Genomic DNA, 14452 nt, shown 5'->3' on the forward strand with positions numbered 1-14452 from the left:
CGTGGGCATGCGGGCGCCGTTTCTTCGCAAGTAGGGACCGTTGGCGGCACCACTGCCGCGGTTCGGGTACGGCGGGCCCCACCGCCGCGCCGCGAGGGGTGCTCGCGGCCGGGGAACAGGGTAACGCCCGGGTCGCGCCGGGGTCACTTCGGGACCGGTGGCTCGCAGACCGCGATGCCCCGCTCCCACACGCTGCCCAGGATCAGATGGCCGGCCGCCTCGCAGACGCTGGTCACCATGCGGTAGCCGGAGCGGCGGCGGGCGAGATGGTGGACGATTCCGCCCCCGTCGTCGACCGCGAGGACCCCGGCCATGCCGGTGGGGCGGTAGGGGGCGCGGACGGCGATCCGGGCCGCGGCGCTGCGGACCGCGGGGGCGGCGCGGTGGAGCAGGTCGAGCGGGGGGACGCGGGGGCCGGCCAGGGACACCCAGATCGGGCCGTCCGGTGTGCCACGCCAGATGTTGTCCGGCATGCCCGGGAGATCCTCGGCGAAGGGCTCGCTCTGACCGGCCTTCGGGCCGGTGAGCCAGTAGCGGGTGAGCCGGAAGGCGCCCGTCTCGGCGACGACCAGGAAGGACTCGTCGGCGCTCAGCGCGAGGCCGTTGGCGAACTGCAGCCCCTCCAGCAGGACTTCCGGGGTCTCACTGCCGGGGGCCAGGCGCAGCAGGCGGCCGGTTCCGGTGTGTTCGACGATGTCGCCGATCCACTGGTCCAGGGGGTAGACCTGGCTGGAGACGGTGAAGCAGAAGCTCCCGTCGGACAGGGCGACCACGTTGCTGCAGAACCGCAGCCTCTCCCCCGCCACCGAGTCGGCGAGGATGCGGACGATGCCCTCGCGCAGGTCGACGCGCATCAGTCCGAGTTCGGCGTCGCACACCAACAGGGCGTCGTCCGCGAGGAGTTCGAGACCGAGGGGGCGGCCGCCGGTCTCGGCGAGCACCTCGACGCGGGCGGCCGAGGGTTCCGCCAGGCCGTCGATGCGCAGGATGCGGCCGTCCTCCACACCGGTCAGTACACGGCCGCGGGAGTCCGCGACGACGTCTTCGGGGCCGCGGCCGCCGATGGCCACGTACCGGAGCGGGACGAGTTCACTGGGACGGTCCATGAAAACCTCCTTGTCGAGGTCGGGACGGTTCATGCTGGCATGGGTAGGCGTTGCCGCCGGGTGTCGCGTCACTCGTTCAGGTTTACCTGGAGGCATTCCTGGCCACTCAGCACACCACCACGGGTGGCTCCGGGCCGGAGGAAGGGGTGGTCCTCATGTCACGGTGGGCCGCGGGGCACCGGCCGGGGCTCGCCGAGCTGCTCCGACGGGGCAGCGAGCTGGAGTTGCTGCACCGGTCGATGGGGTTCGCGACGCTCGCCCTGGTCACGCTGGCACCGCTGCTGATCGTGGTCGCCGCGGCGGATCCCTTCGGGCACGGCGGGTTCGCGCTGTGGCTGGTGGACGGCATGGCGCTGTCCGGCAAGTCCGCCGCCGCACTCGCCCATGTCTTCGGCCCGACCCGCAAGGTGATCAGCACCACCAGCGCGTTGAGCATGGCCCTGCTCGCGCTGTTCGGCATCTCCTTCGCCTCCAGCGTGCAGAACGGCTACGAGCGGATCTGGAAGGCCGCCTCCGTCCCCTGGCACCGCAACTGGCGACAGGTGGTGTGGCTGGCCATGCTCATGGCCTACCTGTACGCCCAGGTGCAGACCCGCCACGTGCTGGAGGGCACGCCCCGCATCCTGCTCAGCATGGGCGTCGGCGTGCTGTTCTTCTGGTGGGGACCGCACTTCCTGCTCAGCCGCCAGGTGCCCTGGCGGTATCTGCTGCCCGGCGCGATCGCGACGATGGCCGGCCTGGTCGGCCTGCGCGGCTTCTCCTATCTGGTCTTCACCCCGCTCCTGGTCACCAACGCGATCAGCTACGGCCCGGTCGGCACGGTCCTGGTGGTGGAGTCCTGGCTCGTCGGCGTCGGCTTCGTCGTCTACGGCGGCGCGCTGCTGGGCCGGCTGGTGTGCGAGTGGCTCGGACACGTCGACGTCCCCGGGGAACCTGCGGAGCGGAAGCCGCGGGAACCGACGGACCGCGGTGAGGGCCGGACACCGACGGACCGTGACGCGCAGCCGCGCCCGACGGACCGCGGCCCGGGCCCGACGGCCATGCGTACCTAGCGGAGCGGGATCATCGGTCACGGGTACACACTGTCCCGCACTCCGGGCCGCCGCGCAGGGCGTTCGACCGGCCTTGACCGGGAACGTACCAACCCCCGCTGTCGTAGCCGAACAGGCCCGTGGCACCGAGATGGTCCGCATGATGCCGACGGAGCTGCTGCGGCGGGATTCGGCCTCGGTCCGCGACAGGCCCTAGGGGCTTCCCGCCGTTCGGTTCGATACTGAGCGGCATGGCCCTCTACGACACGCTCGGCACGACGTACGGCCTGACCCGGCGGCCCGATCCGCGGATCGCCGCCCAGATCCACGCCGCGCTCGGGGACGCCGCGGACGTGATCAACATAGGGGCGGGCACCGGTTCCTACGAGCCGCCGCACACGGTGCTCGCCGTCGAGCCCAGCCGCGTCATGCTGGCCCAGCGGCCACCGGGGTCCGCGCCGGCCGTGTGCGCGGTCGCCGAGCGGCTGCCGCTGCGCGACGACGCCGCCGACGCGGTCCTGGCGCTGCTGACCGTCCACCACTGGACGGGCCTCGCGGCCGGGATCGGCGAGCTGCGCCGGGTCGCCCGCCGCCGGGTCGTCGTGCTGACGTGGGACCAGCCGGTGTTCCGGGAGCGGTTCTGGCTGGTGCGCGAGTACCTTCCGCAGGCGGCCGCCTTCGACGACGCACGCGCCGTCGCGATCGGCCGGCTGGCCGAACTGCTCGGCGGGGTGCGGCAGCAGCCCGTGCGCGTGCCGCACGACTGCACGGACGGGTTCGGCGCCGCCTTCTGGCGCCGGCCCCACGCCTACCTCGACCCGCGGGTGCGGGCCGGCATCTCCCTGTTCGCCCAGGCGGGCGAGGAGGCGGTCGCCCCCGGGCTGGCCCGGCTGGCAGAGGACCTCGCGAGCGGCCGCTGGCACGCCGATCACGCCGACCTGCTCGGGCTCGACAGCATCGACGTCGGGTATCGCCTGCTGGTCGCGGAGGCGTGAGCGCGCCCAACCGGTCAGGATCCGAGAAGCCACACCCGGCTCCCCCGGCTTAGCGTGAATGCACCGACGAAATCCGTCGGTTCACCTTCTGCCAAGGAGTCGCCATGACCGCCGGCCTCAAGACCGTCATCTACCCCGTCAAAGACCTCGCCAAGGCGAAGGCGCTGTTCGGTGCTCTGCTCGAGGTGGAGCCGTATGCGGACGAGCCGTACTACGTCGGTTTCAAGGACGCCGGGCAGGACGTCGGGCTCGACCCCAACGGGCACGCGAAGGGCATGACCGGCCCGGTGCCGTACTGGCACGTCTCGGACATCCGCGGGCGGCTGGCCGCCCTGGTGGACGCGGGCGCCGAGCTGATGCAGGACGTACAGGACGTCGGCGGCGGCCGGCTGATCGCCTTCGTCAAGGACGCGGACGGCAACCTCGTCGGACTGCTCCAGGACCCGGCCTCCTGACACCACCGGCCAAGCTGTATGCACCCGCATTGGTTGCACCATCAACAAATGGCCGATTCGGTGTTACCGTGCGGGTATGGCAGTGAAGACGGCCGACGCCCGGCTCGAGGAGAGGTGGCGGGACATCCTCTCCGTGCACGCGCGCACGATGTGCGAGATCGATCGCGTCCTGCACCCGCGCGGTCTGGGCGCGAGCGACTTCGAGGTGCTCGACGTCCTCGCGTCCGAGTCCCTCGGAGAGGGCGAGCACTGCCGGGTGCAGAACCTCGTCGGGCGGGTCCATCTCAGCCAGAGCGCGCTGTCCCGGCTCATCGGCCGGCTGGAGAAGGACGGCCTGGTGGGGCGTTCCGTCTGCGTGGAGGACCGGCGCGGGGTATGGGTCGCGCTGACCCACAAGGGGCGCGCCCTGCACGCCGAGGTGCAGCCGTTGCAGCGCGAGGTGCTGGCCCGGCTGCTGGGCGAACAGGCCGAGGGTTCCTCCGAGGTCTGACGAACTGTGCGGTGCCGGCGCCCGGTTGTGGACCGGGCGCCGGCATCTGTCACATCACGCCGGTACGGTCACGGTACGGCGGAGGTGCCGGGAGAAGAACCGGACCGCGCTGTCGGCCTCGAACCTGGGCAGTTCCTTGTGCCGGCCCGCGTTGACGTGCAGCGACTTCTCCGTCGAGGCGAAGGCGTCGAACAGCGCGAGACCGGCCTCGCGCGGGATGTGCTCGTCGTCCCACTGCATGTCGAACTCGATCGGGACCGTGATCCGCTTCGCGGTCTCGGCCAGGACGTCGGGCCAGTGGAGCCCGAGGACCGCCGCAGTGATCCTCGGTTCGGACGCCACGAACGGCACCCCGATCGCGGTGGCCATGTTCAGGCCGTAGTAGCCGACCGGCCCGTCGGTGCCGATCTCGGGCAGTTCCTGGAGGGTGTCCAGGGTCGCCCGCCACTCGGGGACGGCGCGCTCGGCCAGCTGGGCGTTGTAGCGGACGACGATCGGGCCTTCCGGCTCGCCCGCCGCCCTCGCCGCGAACAGGTCGGTGATCTCCTGCTCGTCGTACGGCGTGCGCGGGCGGCCGCCGTGGCCAGGCGCGTCGATGACGGCGACGTGGAACCCGCCGTCGCGGACCAGGCGTTCGGCGCGGCCCACCATCGCGGGCCACTTCTTGTGGGTGCCGCCGCCGTGGCCCATCAGCACCAGGGGTGCACGGTCGGAGCCGGGTGCGGGCGACCAGAGGACGCCGGTGACCTCACCCAGGGTGAAGTCGCGTTCGAGGACACCGTTCTTCGATGTCTCGGCGGTGAAGTGCAAAGGAGGCATGGGTAGTTGCCTTTCGGGAGGACCGTCTGCCGTGGCGCTCCCGGCGACTCCTACGTCACTCGCCGACCGTGATCCCCAGGGGGAGCACCCACACAGCTTCAGCGTTCATGGGTCTCACCTCCTCGGTCGGTGTCACGGCGTACCGCACGCTACCGGCGGACCGGCGTCCCGCCCAACTCATTTTTCCACCGGTCGACTTCACGCGCCACGGTCACGGCCGCACGCCCCGCAGGATGAACGCGACCACGTCGTCCAGCCCGTGCTCGTCCATCTCCTGGGGCAGCATGCCGGACACCGCGAGGTCGGCGTAGCCGTGCAGGGTCGCGAAGACGGGGAGGGCGACCTGCTCCAGGGAGCCTTCCCGCACCTCCCCCCTGGCCTGTCCCGCGGCGACCACGCGCAGGACCAGGTCGGACCAGCGCTGCGTCGCCTCCAGCAGCGCGTCGGACGCCGACGGATCGTGCTTGATGGAGTACATGAGGTCGAGCAGCGCGGCGTTGTCCCGGGCGAAGCCGACGTACGCGTGGACGACCGCGTCGACCTGCTCCTCGATCTTCTCCGGGACGCCGTCCTGCGATGCCCCGAGGACGGCTGTCAGCCGTTCGAACCCGCTCAGCGCCAGCGCGTCGAGCAGGGCCTGCTTGTCCTTGAAGTGGCGGCTCGGCGCGGCATGGCTGACGCCGAGGTCGCGGGCGAGTTCGCGCAGTGACAGGGCGCCGGGACCCTTCTCGCGGAGCGTCTCCTCGGCCCGGGTCAGCAGGGCGGCGCGCAGGTCTCCGTGGTGGTAGCTGCGGGTGCGGGTGTGCATGCGCATCAGTGTATCGGTCATGTTTGTGCCGACTACATTGTTGACACCGTCACCATTGTTGTCATTGACAGCATTGTAGGCAGCGCCTACATTTGCTGGCATGACTACACGAACCAGCAAGTGGAACACCACCGACATCCCTGACCAGACCGGCCGCACCGCCGTGGTGACCGGCGCCAACAGCGGGCTCGGCATCGCCACCGTCGAGGCGCTGGCCGGCGCGGGCGCGCACGTGGTGCTCGCCGTGCGGGACCCCCGGCGCGGCGAGGCCGCCGCCGCGGGCGTGCAGGGCAGCGTGGAGGTGCGCCGCCTCGACCTCGCCGATCTCGCCTCGGTGCGCGAGTTCGCCGCGAGCTGGCACGGCGGCCTCGATCTGCTCGTCAACAACGCCGGCGTCATGAACATCCCGGAATCCGCCACCAAGGACGGCTTCGAGATGCAGTTCGGCACCAATCACCTGGGGCACTTCGCCCTGACGAACCTGTTGCTGCCCCACATCACCGACCGGGTGGTGACCGTGTCGTCCGGCGCGCACCGGATGCCGGGCAGCCCCCGCATCCACTTCGACAACCTCGACCTCTCCGGCGAGTACGCGCCGATGAAGGCCTACAGCCAGTCCAAGCTCGCCAACCTGCTCTTCACCCTCGAACTCCAGCGCCGGCTCGCCGAGTCGGGCTCGACCGTACGCGCCCTCGCGGCGCACCCGGGCTATGCGGCCACCAACCTCCAGAGCCACGACGGCAGTTCGGTGCGGCGCGCCCTCATGAAGGTCGGCAACCGCTTCGTCGCGCAGGACAACAAGGCCGGCGCGTTGCCGACGTTGTACGCCGCCGTCCAGGACCTGCCCGGCGCGAGCTACGTCGGCCCGGACGGCACCGGCGAGATGCGCGGCGGCCCGACCCTGGTCGGCCGCTCGCAGGCGGCCAGCGACCCGGTCGCCGCCCGCCGTCTGTGGACGGCCTCCGAGGAGCTGACCGGCGTGACCTTCCCGCATCCGGCTCCGCTCACGGCGGCGTGAGAACCCCGCCGTCCTCTCGCCCTATCCCGGCGCCGACGGCCCCACCTCGCCCGGTCTGCGGTCGGCCGGTCTGCGCGGCGGGACCGGCGTCGAGGCGAAGTCCCGCGGGCCGGTCCACAGCGCGGGCACCGCGTCGCAGCGACGGCACAACTCGTAGGCGACTTCCTCGTAGTTGACCCGCCAGCCGTGGAAGTGCGGCCATGCCTCGGACGTGCTGCGCTCGGCGGCGAAGCCCGCCGCCTCCAGCATGTCGGCCGCCGCCTCGAACTCGACGTAGCCGAGCTGGATCCGGGCGTCCGGTGGCGGGTCGGGGTCGTAGGGCAGACGCAGGCCGCGCGCGATGTCGCGCAGGGCGGTGAATCCCGCGCGCAGCACGAGGCGCGCCTCCGGCGGGGCGCTGCGCGGGGCGAGGGCGAGCTGCATCGCCGCCGCGTCCATGACCGCGACCAGACCGACCAGCCAGTGGCGGTACGGGCGGGGCGAGCGGAACGCGATCAGGACCGGGTAGGTGGAATGGCTCTCGCCCATGTCGGAGGCCAGCCGTTCCCAGGCCCGGTACAGCTCGGGCAGCGCGGTCTCGGTGTCGACCAGCCACTGCCGGGCGAGGATCTCCGGACCCCAGGCGGGCTCGCCGGCCCGTGACTGGAGCAGGGTCACCTCCAGCTCGCGCCGGTTGTAGGCGGCGTACAGGGTGGGCAGGTACGCGATCTGCAGAGCGATCAGGACCGGGCCGGTGGCGGCCGCGACGAAGTCGAGTACGGACAGGCGCAGCCGGGCGCCGCTGGCGAAGCCGAGGGTGAAGAGGCTGGAGCCCGCCTCGCGGAAGGCGTTGCCCCACTTCAGCCCGGACAGCGCGTGCAGCAGCACGCCGTAGCCGATCAGGGCACCGCCCAGCCAGGTCGCGAGCATGCCGATCAGGATCAGCGGGGCGAGCCAGGTCTGTGCCCGGTCGATGGCGTCGTATCCGCCACGGGGCGCGGCGAGCCGCAGCAGGCGGCGCAGCAGCCACCACAGCCGGAACACCAGGACCGAGTAGAGCCCCCGGGGCACCACGAGGGTGCGCAGCACGTTGACGAACAGGACCGCCAGGAGCAGCCCGCCGGCCACGCCGGAGATCCATACCATGCGGCCATTGTGGACCGCTTCGGCGTGATGCGATCAGATGCGACGACCAGGTGCGGTGATCAGCTGGGGCCGCGCAGCCGGAAGACCGGATGGTCGGCGGGGTCGGGCAGCGCCGTCAGCACCGAGGAGACCGTCGGCATGCTGCCGTACTTCTCTCGGTAGGCCGCCATGATGGGCGGGCGCTCCGCCTCCGGCACTTCCTCCGTGGTAAGGTCCTCAGTGCGGCCGCGCACGGTCAGGCGGCACTCGGGCGAGGCGCGCAGATTCAGCGCCCAGTCGCTCAGGCCGCGGTAGGAGACGAGATACCGCTTCCCTTCATGGTCGAGAACGGCGACGGGCACCGTCCGCCAGTGTCCGCTGGTGCGGCCGCGTACCGACAGCTTGGACACCATGGACCGTCCGAACAGCGGCGCCAGCCGGTTGCCCACGTGCTGCTGCATCCAGGGCGGTTTCAGGTAGGTGCGGTCTGCCATCGGTGTCCACTCCCCTGCCGGCGGGACGATCCGGTCCACCTGTGGATCCTGCACCGTGCAGGAGCGGTTCACCAGCCCCGCACGGCCTCTCATCCGCTCCCGGCGCTCTGCAGGGCGTCACCGCTGCCGCGATGCTCGCGCACCGCGATCCGGGCCAGCTTCGTCAGCATCATGCCGTTGCGGATCGAGACGATGTAGTCGACGGGAAGCCCGTGCATCCGGGTGCCGGGGCCCCGGAGCGGATGCCAGTCGAGAACGAAGAGGGTGTTCTCGCCCCAGGGGATCAGTTCCATGGCGATGCGGGCCGCGCCGAAGGGGTCCGCCTTCGCCTCCAGCTCCAGCCGGCGTTGGGCCTCACAGATGCGTACGACGCAGGTGTCCTCGAGGGCTAGAGGGCCGAGGCCGACCCGGACCCGCAGGCGGGCGCCCACCTGCGGCCAGTGCGGGTCCGCGGCGGTGACCTGCTGGGTTCCCGAGACCCACTCGCCGTAGCGGTGGCCGTTGGACAGCAGGCTCCAGATCCTCGACGGCGGGCTCAGGATCAGCCGGAGATTCCGGGCCACAACGACCACGCCTCCTCTGTCCGCCGGGATTCCGAATGTCCGCCGGGATTCGACTGTCCATCGGATACGACTGTCCGCCGGGGATTCGATCGTCCGCCGGGAATTCGACCGTAGCCGCGCCGCACGCGACCGGCATCCGCACGGCGCTCGTGCCCTCGGCCGACCAGGTGGGGGCGCCCCGCAGCTGCGGTGGACCTCAGGCGCCGCCGAAGTCGGGGATCGTGACCGAGCCGTCCTCGGCGAGCGGGAAGGCGGGATTGCAGGCGATCTCCCAGGCGTGACCGTCCGGGTCGGTGAAGGCGCTGGAGTAGAAGCCGACGGCGTTGACGGCCGCGGGCTTGGTGATGGTGCCGCCGGCCCGCTCCGCGGCTGCGAGCAGCGCGTCGACCTCGGCGTCGGAGCGGACGTTGTGCGCGAGGGCGATCCCGCCGAAGCCGCTCGCCGGGCCGGGTTCCAGTCCACAGTCCCGGGCGAGCCTGTCCCGGCTCCACAGGACGAGTCCCAGGCCGCCCGCCTGGAAGAAGACGGTCTCCTGGACCTCCTGCCCGCGCCAGCCCAGCGCCTCGTAGAAGCTTCTGGCGCGCGCGAGGTCGGAGACTCCCAGCGTGATCAATGTGATGCGCTGTTCCATCCGCTCACGGTACGCCGCAGCGGTGGGCGAAGGCCGGGGACGGGACGGCCCGGTGATCACGACGGCGCCGCGCGTGAATGCCACGATCCGCCATGCGACCGGGGAGCGACGTGGGGACCGCGGCGGTCGTATGGTCGGCGCGGCGAGCGTGTCGCCTGAGATGAGCGGGGTCGGCGCCGTTCATCATCCTGTCGCGCGAGAGCCGGGGGCGGGCGGGAGCGGGAGAGATACCCGCCCCCTTCCCGGACCCGCCCGGCGGCACGGCCCGTCACGGACGGCGTCAGGGCCGGGCCAGCAGCGTTCGTACGCCCTCGGAGGTCAGCGTCAGCGGGTGCTCGGACCCGGCGTCTATGGTCAGCGACAGGTCGTCGGCCGGCCACTGCGAGGCGAGCGCGCCCAGCGGCACCAGGCGGTAGCGGGAGACGAACGGCAGCAGCCCGGCCATCTCGCCCTCCGAGGTGAACACGGGCACCACCGGGTCGCCGCCCGGCTGCTCCAGGACCGGAAGCGCCACCGCGCCCGGGTCCACGGCGTCCTCCTGGCTCGCGTCGTCCGGGACGGGGACGAGAACCTCGCTGCCGGCGAGCGTGTCCAGCGCCGTCGTGTCCTCGGTGTTCACGGCCAGCGCGTCCAGCGCCTGCCGGGCCTGTGTGGCGTTGTGGTCGTTGGCAGGTGTCTCCATGACAGATCCCCTGGTAGCGGCGGTGGTACAGGCGTCCCGGGACAAGATCGCCCCCCGGGCACGGTTCTGCTCGCGTACCCGATCCGGACGAGCCCATTCCCCCCTTTCCCGGAGATTCACAGCGGGCACGTCACTGGAATGAAAGGCCCGGAAGAACCTGCCGGAAATCCCCTCAGGGGATCAGCGGAACGTCCTGCGAGGGCAGGCCCAGGCGGTCGCGGCCGACCCGGCGGGTCAGCGGCTCGGCCATGCTCGCGCCGACATGGGTCCAGTACGTCGCCGCGTCCCGGAAGTAGCGCTGCATACGCTCGCCGTCGCGGGCGTGCCGCGAGCCGGCCGTGCGGAAGAGGGTGCCCTGGAGTACGTCCCAGGCGGTACGTCCGGCGTTGAGGAACATCAGCGCGAGCCGGTTGTCCTCGACGACGGTGAACGGGGCCTCGCCGGAGACGTTGCGCCTGCAGGTCTCCATCCAGTCCTCGGCCGTCTGCCGCAGCGCGGCCTCGGCCATGTCGATCAGGCCGAGCGCCTGGCCGAGGTGCCGCTGGTAGTCGTGCAGATCGGCGCGCGTACGGCCGGGTTCGAGGGTGAGGGGGCGGGCGGCGACGATCCGGGCGTACTCGTCGGCGGCGGCGTAGGCGGTGCCGATCATGATGGCGGCGAGCTCGCCGTGGAAGAAGCTCGGCGCCCGGCCTGCGTACATCGGATTGCCGTGCAGTTCTGAGCCTGTGCTGCCGCCCTCGACGGGCAGGTCGAGCAGGAACGCCTCGCGCGTGAAGTACTCCGGGATACGGGCCTGTTCCATGTGGATGCTGTTGGAGCCGCTGCCGCGCAGGCCGAGCACGCCGTGCCAGTCGTCGAGGACCGTCCAGACCGAGCGGGGGGCCACGAACAGGACGGGTGGTCCCGGCGGGCCGTCCGGTGCGGCCGGGGCGCGCAGGGTCTGGCCGACGTAGTGGGTGGAGTAGGGCGCGCCCGACGAGTACGGCCATGTGCCGTCCAGGACGACGCCGCCCGCGCCGTCGGGCCGGGCGACTCCGACGGGTACGACGGTGGAGGCGGCCCTGAAGTCGCCGTCGGTGCCGAAGAGTTCGGACTGTGCCTTCTCGTCGAAGAGCGTGGCGACCTGGAGCACATGGGCGGCGGTGAGCGAGAGCGCCCAGCCGGTGGAGGGGCAGCCGCGGGCGATCTCGGTGATCACGCGGTAGAAGACGGGCAGGCCGAACTCGTAGCCGCCGTAACGGCGCGGCTGGAGGATCCGGTAGAAGCCGGCCCTCAGAAATTCGTCGTGGGTGTTCTTGGGGTAGTGCGTCAACCGCTCGGCCTCCGGCTGACGTTCGAGCAGCGCGGGCCTGAGCGCCACGGCACGCTCGATGATCTCGCGTTCGGTGAGGGCGGGTTCGGGAGCGGCGAGCACGGTGCCTCCTGACGGTGGGGCCGTCCGATGCGTGACGCGACACAGGTGATTGAACACGTCAAACAGCCCCTGGTACCGACCGGAAACCGCCAAGGTGTCAGGGCAGCAGCTCAGCCACGCTGGTCACCCGGATCAGTGGTCGGTACGAGTCCATGAGCTGCAGTGCCTTCGTGTGGGAGTCGTCGTTCGCCCCCGCGCATGCGTCCGCCGCGATCAGGACCTCGACTCCCGCGTCGGCGGCGCCCAGTGCCGTGGACAGGACGCAGCAGTCGGTGCTGACGCCGGTGAGGATCAGGCGGTTGTCGGGGGCGAGGAGGCGGGCGAGTTCCGGGGTCCATTTGCCGAAGGTCGGGGCGTCGACGACGTGGCCGGCGTGCGGCGTGAACTCGTCCGTGAGAGACCAGAGTTGGGAATCCGGTGGCTGGAGGGCGAACGGCCACTCGCCGTAGTAGGCGCGCCAGGCGCCCTCGGGTTGTGCCGGGGCCAGGAAGCGGGTGAAGGCGACGCGGTCGCCGAAGGCCGGCAGCAGGCGCTGTACTCCTGCCGCGGCTTCGGCGTAGCGAGGAGCCGCCCAGGGACTCGAGGGGTCGGCGAAGACGTGCTGCATGTCGATGACGGTGAGAAGGCCGTCGGTCATACGGCCGCTCCCGCGTCTCTGGGGCTCGGTGCCTGCGCCTCCTGCGCGCGCACGCGGGTGCGGGTCAGGGCCAGGGTCCCGAGGAAGCCGAGGGCGAGGGCGGCGAGGACGCCTAGGTTGGCGTAGGCCCAGGCGCCGGACTTGCCGCCGAGGCCGAACGGATCGAGGAGGTAGCCCTGCCAATCCAGCCAGCCCGCGGCCGAGTTGGTGACCAGGCCCCAGCCGAGGGCGGTGGCGGCGAGGGTGAGGGGCAGCGGGGTGGGCGCCACGTCCCCGTAGCGGCCGGCCGGGCGGTAGAGGTCGGCGTCGTCGTAGTCGCGGCGCCGCAGGGCCAGGTCGGCGAGCATGATGCCGCACCAGGCCGCGATCGGGACGCCGAGCGTGGTGAGGAAGCCCATGAACTGGCCGAGGAAGTCGTCGGCGAAGAAGACGATGTAGATCGAGCCCGCGATCATCAGCACGCCGTCGACGAACGCGGCGACGTAACGCGGAATCCTGATGCCCGCAGACAGCAGGGCGAGGCCCGAGGAGTAGATGTCGAGGACCGCGCCGCCGACCAGCCCGAGCACGGCGACCACGGCGAACGGGACCAGGAACCAGGTCGGCAGGATGATGGTGAGGGCGCCGATCGGGTCGGCGGCGATGGCCGCGCTGAGCTTGGTCGAGGAGCCGGCCAGCAGCAGGCCGAAGACCAGCAGGAGCAGCGGGGCCAGGGACGCGCCGAAGGTGGTCCAGCCGATCACGCCCCGGCTGGACGAACCGCGCGGCAGATAACGGGAGTAGTCGGCGGCGGCGTTGACCCAGCCGAGGCCGAATCCGGTCATCATGAACACCAGGGCGCCGATGAACTCCTGGGCGGAGCCCGACGGGAGGGCGCTGACGGTGCCCCAGTGGACGTGGTCGGCGACCAGCGCGACGTAGACGACGGTGAGCACACCGGTGACGACCGTGATCACGGTCTGCAGCCGCATGATCAGGTCGAAGCCCATCACGCCGCCGACGACGGTCAGCGCGCCGACCAGGACCAGCGCCACGACCTTGGTCTCGGTGCCGCCGCCCCAGCCGAGCCTTCCGAGGACGGTGGCGGTGGCCATGGTGGCGAGGGCGCACAGCACGGTCTCCCAACCGACGGTCAGGACCCAGGAGATGACCGAGGGCAGGCGGTTGCCGCGCACGCCGTAGGCGGCGCGGCTGAGGACCATCGTCGGTGCCGAGCCGCGCTTGCCGGCCACCGCGACGAAGCCGCAGAGCAGGAACGAGAAGACGATGCCGCTGACGCCCGCGGTCAGCGACTGCCAGAAGGAGGTGCCGAAGCCTAGCGCGAAGGAGCCGTAACTGAGCCCGAGGACCGAGACGTTGGCGCCGAACCAGGGCCAGAAAAGCGTCCGCGGGCTGCCCTTGCGCTCGGCGTCGGCGATGACGTCGAGACCGTGCGTCTCCACCTGGAGCCGGCGCCCCGTGGTTCTGTTGCCGGGAGTGTCCGGGGATTCTGCCATCGTCGACCTACCTGTCCGGGTGTGCTCCGCCGAAGCCCGAGGCCTTGAGCGCGAGCCCCGAGGCCTGAAGCCCGAGGTCTGAAGCCTGGTCTGCGCAGGTCGGAGCGTCAAGGGCCACGAGAGGGCACAAGGGTCACCGGGACAGGCGCGCCGCCACCACCGGACGGCGCGCCACACCCGGGCCTTCGGCTCAGCGCGCCCAGAAGGGCAGCGGCGGGCAGGCGTTGGCGCAGGTGTAGTTGCCGGGCATCAGCAGGCCGGCGTCGTCCTCGTTGTTGTCGCCGCCCGCGAAGTAGACCTCGGGGACCCAGCCCCAGCGCCCGTTGTCCGCCTTGGTGCTGGCCCACCAGTAGTTCTCGGCGGAGCCGTCGCGGAAGGTCTGGCCCTTCATCTCGGTGACGAACCAGTTGGCGGCGCCGCCCTGTTCGAGGTGGCCGACGACCGCGGCGCCGGGCGAGCGGGTGGCGTAGACGGGTACGTGGCCGCGGGTGAGGTTGCAGAACCTCACCTCCGTCCCCGGCCACGCGTGACCGGAGCCGGGGTCGGTCAGGTCCCGCTTGACGGGGTTGTGGCAGGGGACGTTGTCGGTGGCGTGGGCGGCCGGGGCGATGAGGCCCGCGAGTCCGGTGAGTGCGGCGGCGGCCGCGACGAGTCCGCGCTTGATGTGGATCATGCTCTCGGCAACGAGGGGTTCCCGGAGATGGTCACG

General features: G+C 71.5%; 17 protein-coding genes. 5 read left to right on the forward strand and 12 right to left on the reverse strand.

Features of this window, described 5'->3' with window-relative positions; all coding sequences use genetic code 11:
- Window positions 1-143 precede the first annotated feature (143 nt).
- Entirely contained in the window at window positions 144-1106 is a 963-nt protein-coding gene (locus ACGFYN_RS11845; RefSeq protein WP_393865631.1) for an SMP-30/gluconolactonase/LRE family protein, read from the reverse strand.
- 155 nt (window positions 1107-1261) lie between these two features.
- On the opposite strand from ACGFYN_RS11845, the gene ACGFYN_RS11850 reads away from it, so the two are divergent.
- From ACGFYN_RS11850 to ACGFYN_RS11865, 4 genes are all read left to right on the forward strand, one after another.
- The gene (locus ACGFYN_RS11850) at window positions 1262-2158 is read left to right on the forward strand and encodes a ribonuclease BN (protein WP_393865632.1); all 897 of its coding nucleotides are present in this window, start codon (window positions 1262-1264) and stop codon (window positions 2156-2158) included.
- Window positions 2159-2388: 230 nt separating this feature from the next.
- Window positions 2389-3132 (forward strand): class I SAM-dependent methyltransferase, encoded by a 744-nt coding sequence (locus ACGFYN_RS11855; protein WP_393865633.1) that lies wholly within the window; start codon window positions 2389-2391, stop codon window positions 3130-3132.
- 104 nt (window positions 3133-3236) lie between these two features.
- Window positions 3237-3587: a VOC family protein gene (locus ACGFYN_RS11860; protein WP_393865634.1), complete on the forward strand. Its 351-nt coding sequence runs from the start codon at window positions 3237-3239 to the stop codon at window positions 3585-3587.
- A gap of 76 nt (window positions 3588-3663) precedes the next feature.
- Entirely contained in the window at window positions 3664-4077 is a 414-nt protein-coding gene (locus ACGFYN_RS11865) for a MarR family winged helix-turn-helix transcriptional regulator (protein WP_393865635.1), read from the forward strand.
- Between the two features lie 54 nt (window positions 4078-4131).
- On the opposite strand, the gene ACGFYN_RS11870 is transcribed toward ACGFYN_RS11865, so the two are convergent.
- Complete coding sequence (locus ACGFYN_RS11870; RefSeq protein ID WP_393865636.1) at window positions 4132-4896, reverse strand: alpha/beta hydrolase; 765 nt, start codon at window positions 4894-4896, stop codon at window positions 4132-4134.
- 211 nt (window positions 4897-5107) lie between these two features.
- Window positions 5108-5704 carry a TetR/AcrR family transcriptional regulator gene (locus ACGFYN_RS11875; protein WP_393865637.1) on the reverse strand — a complete coding sequence of 199 codons (597 nt, stop codon included), beginning with the start codon at window positions 5702-5704 and terminating at the stop codon, window positions 5108-5110.
- Window positions 5705-5804: 100 nt separating this feature from the next.
- Between ACGFYN_RS11875 and ACGFYN_RS11880 the strand changes: the two genes are divergently transcribed.
- A complete protein-coding gene (locus ACGFYN_RS11880) occupies window positions 5805-6722 on the forward strand; it encodes an oxidoreductase (RefSeq protein ID WP_393865638.1) in 918 nt (305 codons plus the stop codon).
- 21 nt (window positions 6723-6743) lie between these two features.
- Here the strand turns inward: ACGFYN_RS11880 and ACGFYN_RS11885 are convergent, their stop codons facing one another.
- The 9 genes from ACGFYN_RS11885 to ACGFYN_RS11925 all read right to left on the reverse strand — a co-directional run bounded on the left by ACGFYN_RS11885 (window position 6744) and on the right by ACGFYN_RS11925 (window position 14416).
- Window positions 6744-7847, reverse strand: a complete 1104-nt coding sequence (locus ACGFYN_RS11885) for a hypothetical protein (protein ID WP_393865639.1) — start codon at window positions 7845-7847, stop codon at window positions 6744-6746.
- Window positions 7848-7906: 59 nt separating this feature from the next.
- A complete protein-coding gene (locus ACGFYN_RS11890; RefSeq protein WP_393865640.1) occupies window positions 7907-8320 on the reverse strand; it encodes a nitroreductase family deazaflavin-dependent oxidoreductase in 414 nt (137 codons plus the stop codon).
- Window positions 8321-8409: 89 nt separating this feature from the next.
- On the reverse strand, window positions 8410-8883 hold the full coding sequence (locus tag ACGFYN_RS11895; protein ID WP_393865641.1) for an SRPBCC family protein: 474 nt from the start codon (window positions 8881-8883) through the stop codon (window positions 8410-8412).
- A 196-nt stretch (window positions 8884-9079) separates the two neighbouring features.
- The gene (locus ACGFYN_RS11900; protein WP_393865642.1) at window positions 9080-9514 is read right to left on the reverse strand and encodes a VOC family protein; all 435 of its coding nucleotides are present in this window, start codon (window positions 9512-9514) and stop codon (window positions 9080-9082) included.
- A 280-nt stretch (window positions 9515-9794) separates the two neighbouring features.
- The gene (locus ACGFYN_RS11905) at window positions 9795-10196 is read right to left on the reverse strand and encodes an SseB family protein (protein ID WP_393865643.1); all 402 of its coding nucleotides are present in this window, start codon (window positions 10194-10196) and stop codon (window positions 9795-9797) included.
- A 172-nt stretch (window positions 10197-10368) separates the two neighbouring features.
- Window positions 10369-11610, reverse strand: coding sequence for an acyl-CoA dehydrogenase family protein (locus ACGFYN_RS11910; RefSeq protein WP_393865644.1), 1242 nt, complete (start codon window positions 11608-11610; stop codon window positions 10369-10371).
- 97 nt (window positions 11611-11707) lie between these two features.
- A complete protein-coding gene (locus ACGFYN_RS11915) occupies window positions 11708-12247 on the reverse strand; it encodes a cysteine hydrolase family protein (RefSeq protein WP_393865645.1) in 540 nt (179 codons plus the stop codon).
- Entirely contained in the window at window positions 12244-13743 is a 1500-nt protein-coding gene (locus tag ACGFYN_RS11920) for a purine-cytosine permease family protein (protein WP_393865646.1), read from the reverse strand. Before ACGFYN_RS11920 ends, ACGFYN_RS11915 begins: the two co-directional genes overlap by 4 nt.
- Window positions 13744-13933: 190 nt before the next feature.
- Entirely contained in the window at window positions 13934-14416 is a 483-nt protein-coding gene (locus tag ACGFYN_RS11925) for a hypothetical protein (protein ID WP_393865647.1), read from the reverse strand.
- Between the last annotated feature and the right edge of the window lie 36 nt (window positions 14417-14452).

Origin of the sequence: Streptomyces sp. NPDC048419 (genome assembly GCF_043200415.1) — a bacterium.
Classification (GTDB): domain Bacteria; phylum Actinomycetota; class Actinomycetes; order Streptomycetales; family Streptomycetaceae; genus Streptomyces.

Coding starts and splice junctions, on each gene's coding strand:
- ACGFYN_RS11880 (WP_393865638.1), top strand. CDS start 5,805: ATGACTACACGAACCAGCAAGTGGAACACCACCGACATCCCTGACCAG.
- ACGFYN_RS11870 (WP_393865636.1), bottom strand. CDS start 4,896: ATGCCTCCTTTGCACTTCACCGCCGAGACATCGAAGAACGGTGTCCTC.
- ACGFYN_RS11875 (WP_393865637.1), bottom strand. CDS start 5,704: ATGCACACCCGCACCCGCAGCTACCACCACGGAGACCTGCGCGCCGCC.
- ACGFYN_RS11845 (WP_393865631.1), bottom strand. CDS start 1,106: ATGGACCGTCCCAGTGAACTCGTCCCGCTCCGGTACGTGGCCATCGGC.
- ACGFYN_RS11855 (WP_393865633.1), top strand. CDS start 2,389: ATGGCCCTCTACGACACGCTCGGCACGACGTACGGCCTGACCCGGCGG.
- ACGFYN_RS11900 (WP_393865642.1), bottom strand. CDS start 9,514: ATGGAACAGCGCATCACATTGATCACGCTGGGAGTCTCCGACCTCGCG.
- ACGFYN_RS11920 (WP_393865646.1), bottom strand. CDS start 13,743: ATGGCAGAATCCCCGGACACTCCCGGCAACAGAACCACGGGGCGCCGG.
- ACGFYN_RS11890 (WP_393865640.1), bottom strand. CDS start 8,320: ATGGCAGACCGCACCTACCTGAAACCGCCCTGGATGCAGCAGCACGTG.
- ACGFYN_RS11865 (WP_393865635.1), top strand. CDS start 3,664: ATGGCAGTGAAGACGGCCGACGCCCGGCTCGAGGAGAGGTGGCGGGAC.
- ACGFYN_RS11885 (WP_393865639.1), bottom strand. CDS start 7,847: ATGGTATGGATCTCCGGCGTGGCCGGCGGGCTGCTCCTGGCGGTCCTG.
- ACGFYN_RS11905 (WP_393865643.1), bottom strand. CDS start 10,196: ATGGAGACACCTGCCAACGACCACAACGCCACACAGGCCCGGCAGGCG.
- ACGFYN_RS11925 (WP_393865647.1), bottom strand. CDS start 14,416: ATGATCCACATCAAGCGCGGACTCGTCGCGGCCGCCGCCGCACTCACC.
- ACGFYN_RS11850 (WP_393865632.1), top strand. CDS start 1,262: ATGTCACGGTGGGCCGCGGGGCACCGGCCGGGGCTCGCCGAGCTGCTC.
- ACGFYN_RS11915 (WP_393865645.1), bottom strand. CDS start 12,247: ATGACCGACGGCCTTCTCACCGTCATCGACATGCAGCACGTCTTCGCC.
- ACGFYN_RS11860 (WP_393865634.1), top strand. CDS start 3,237: ATGACCGCCGGCCTCAAGACCGTCATCTACCCCGTCAAAGACCTCGCC.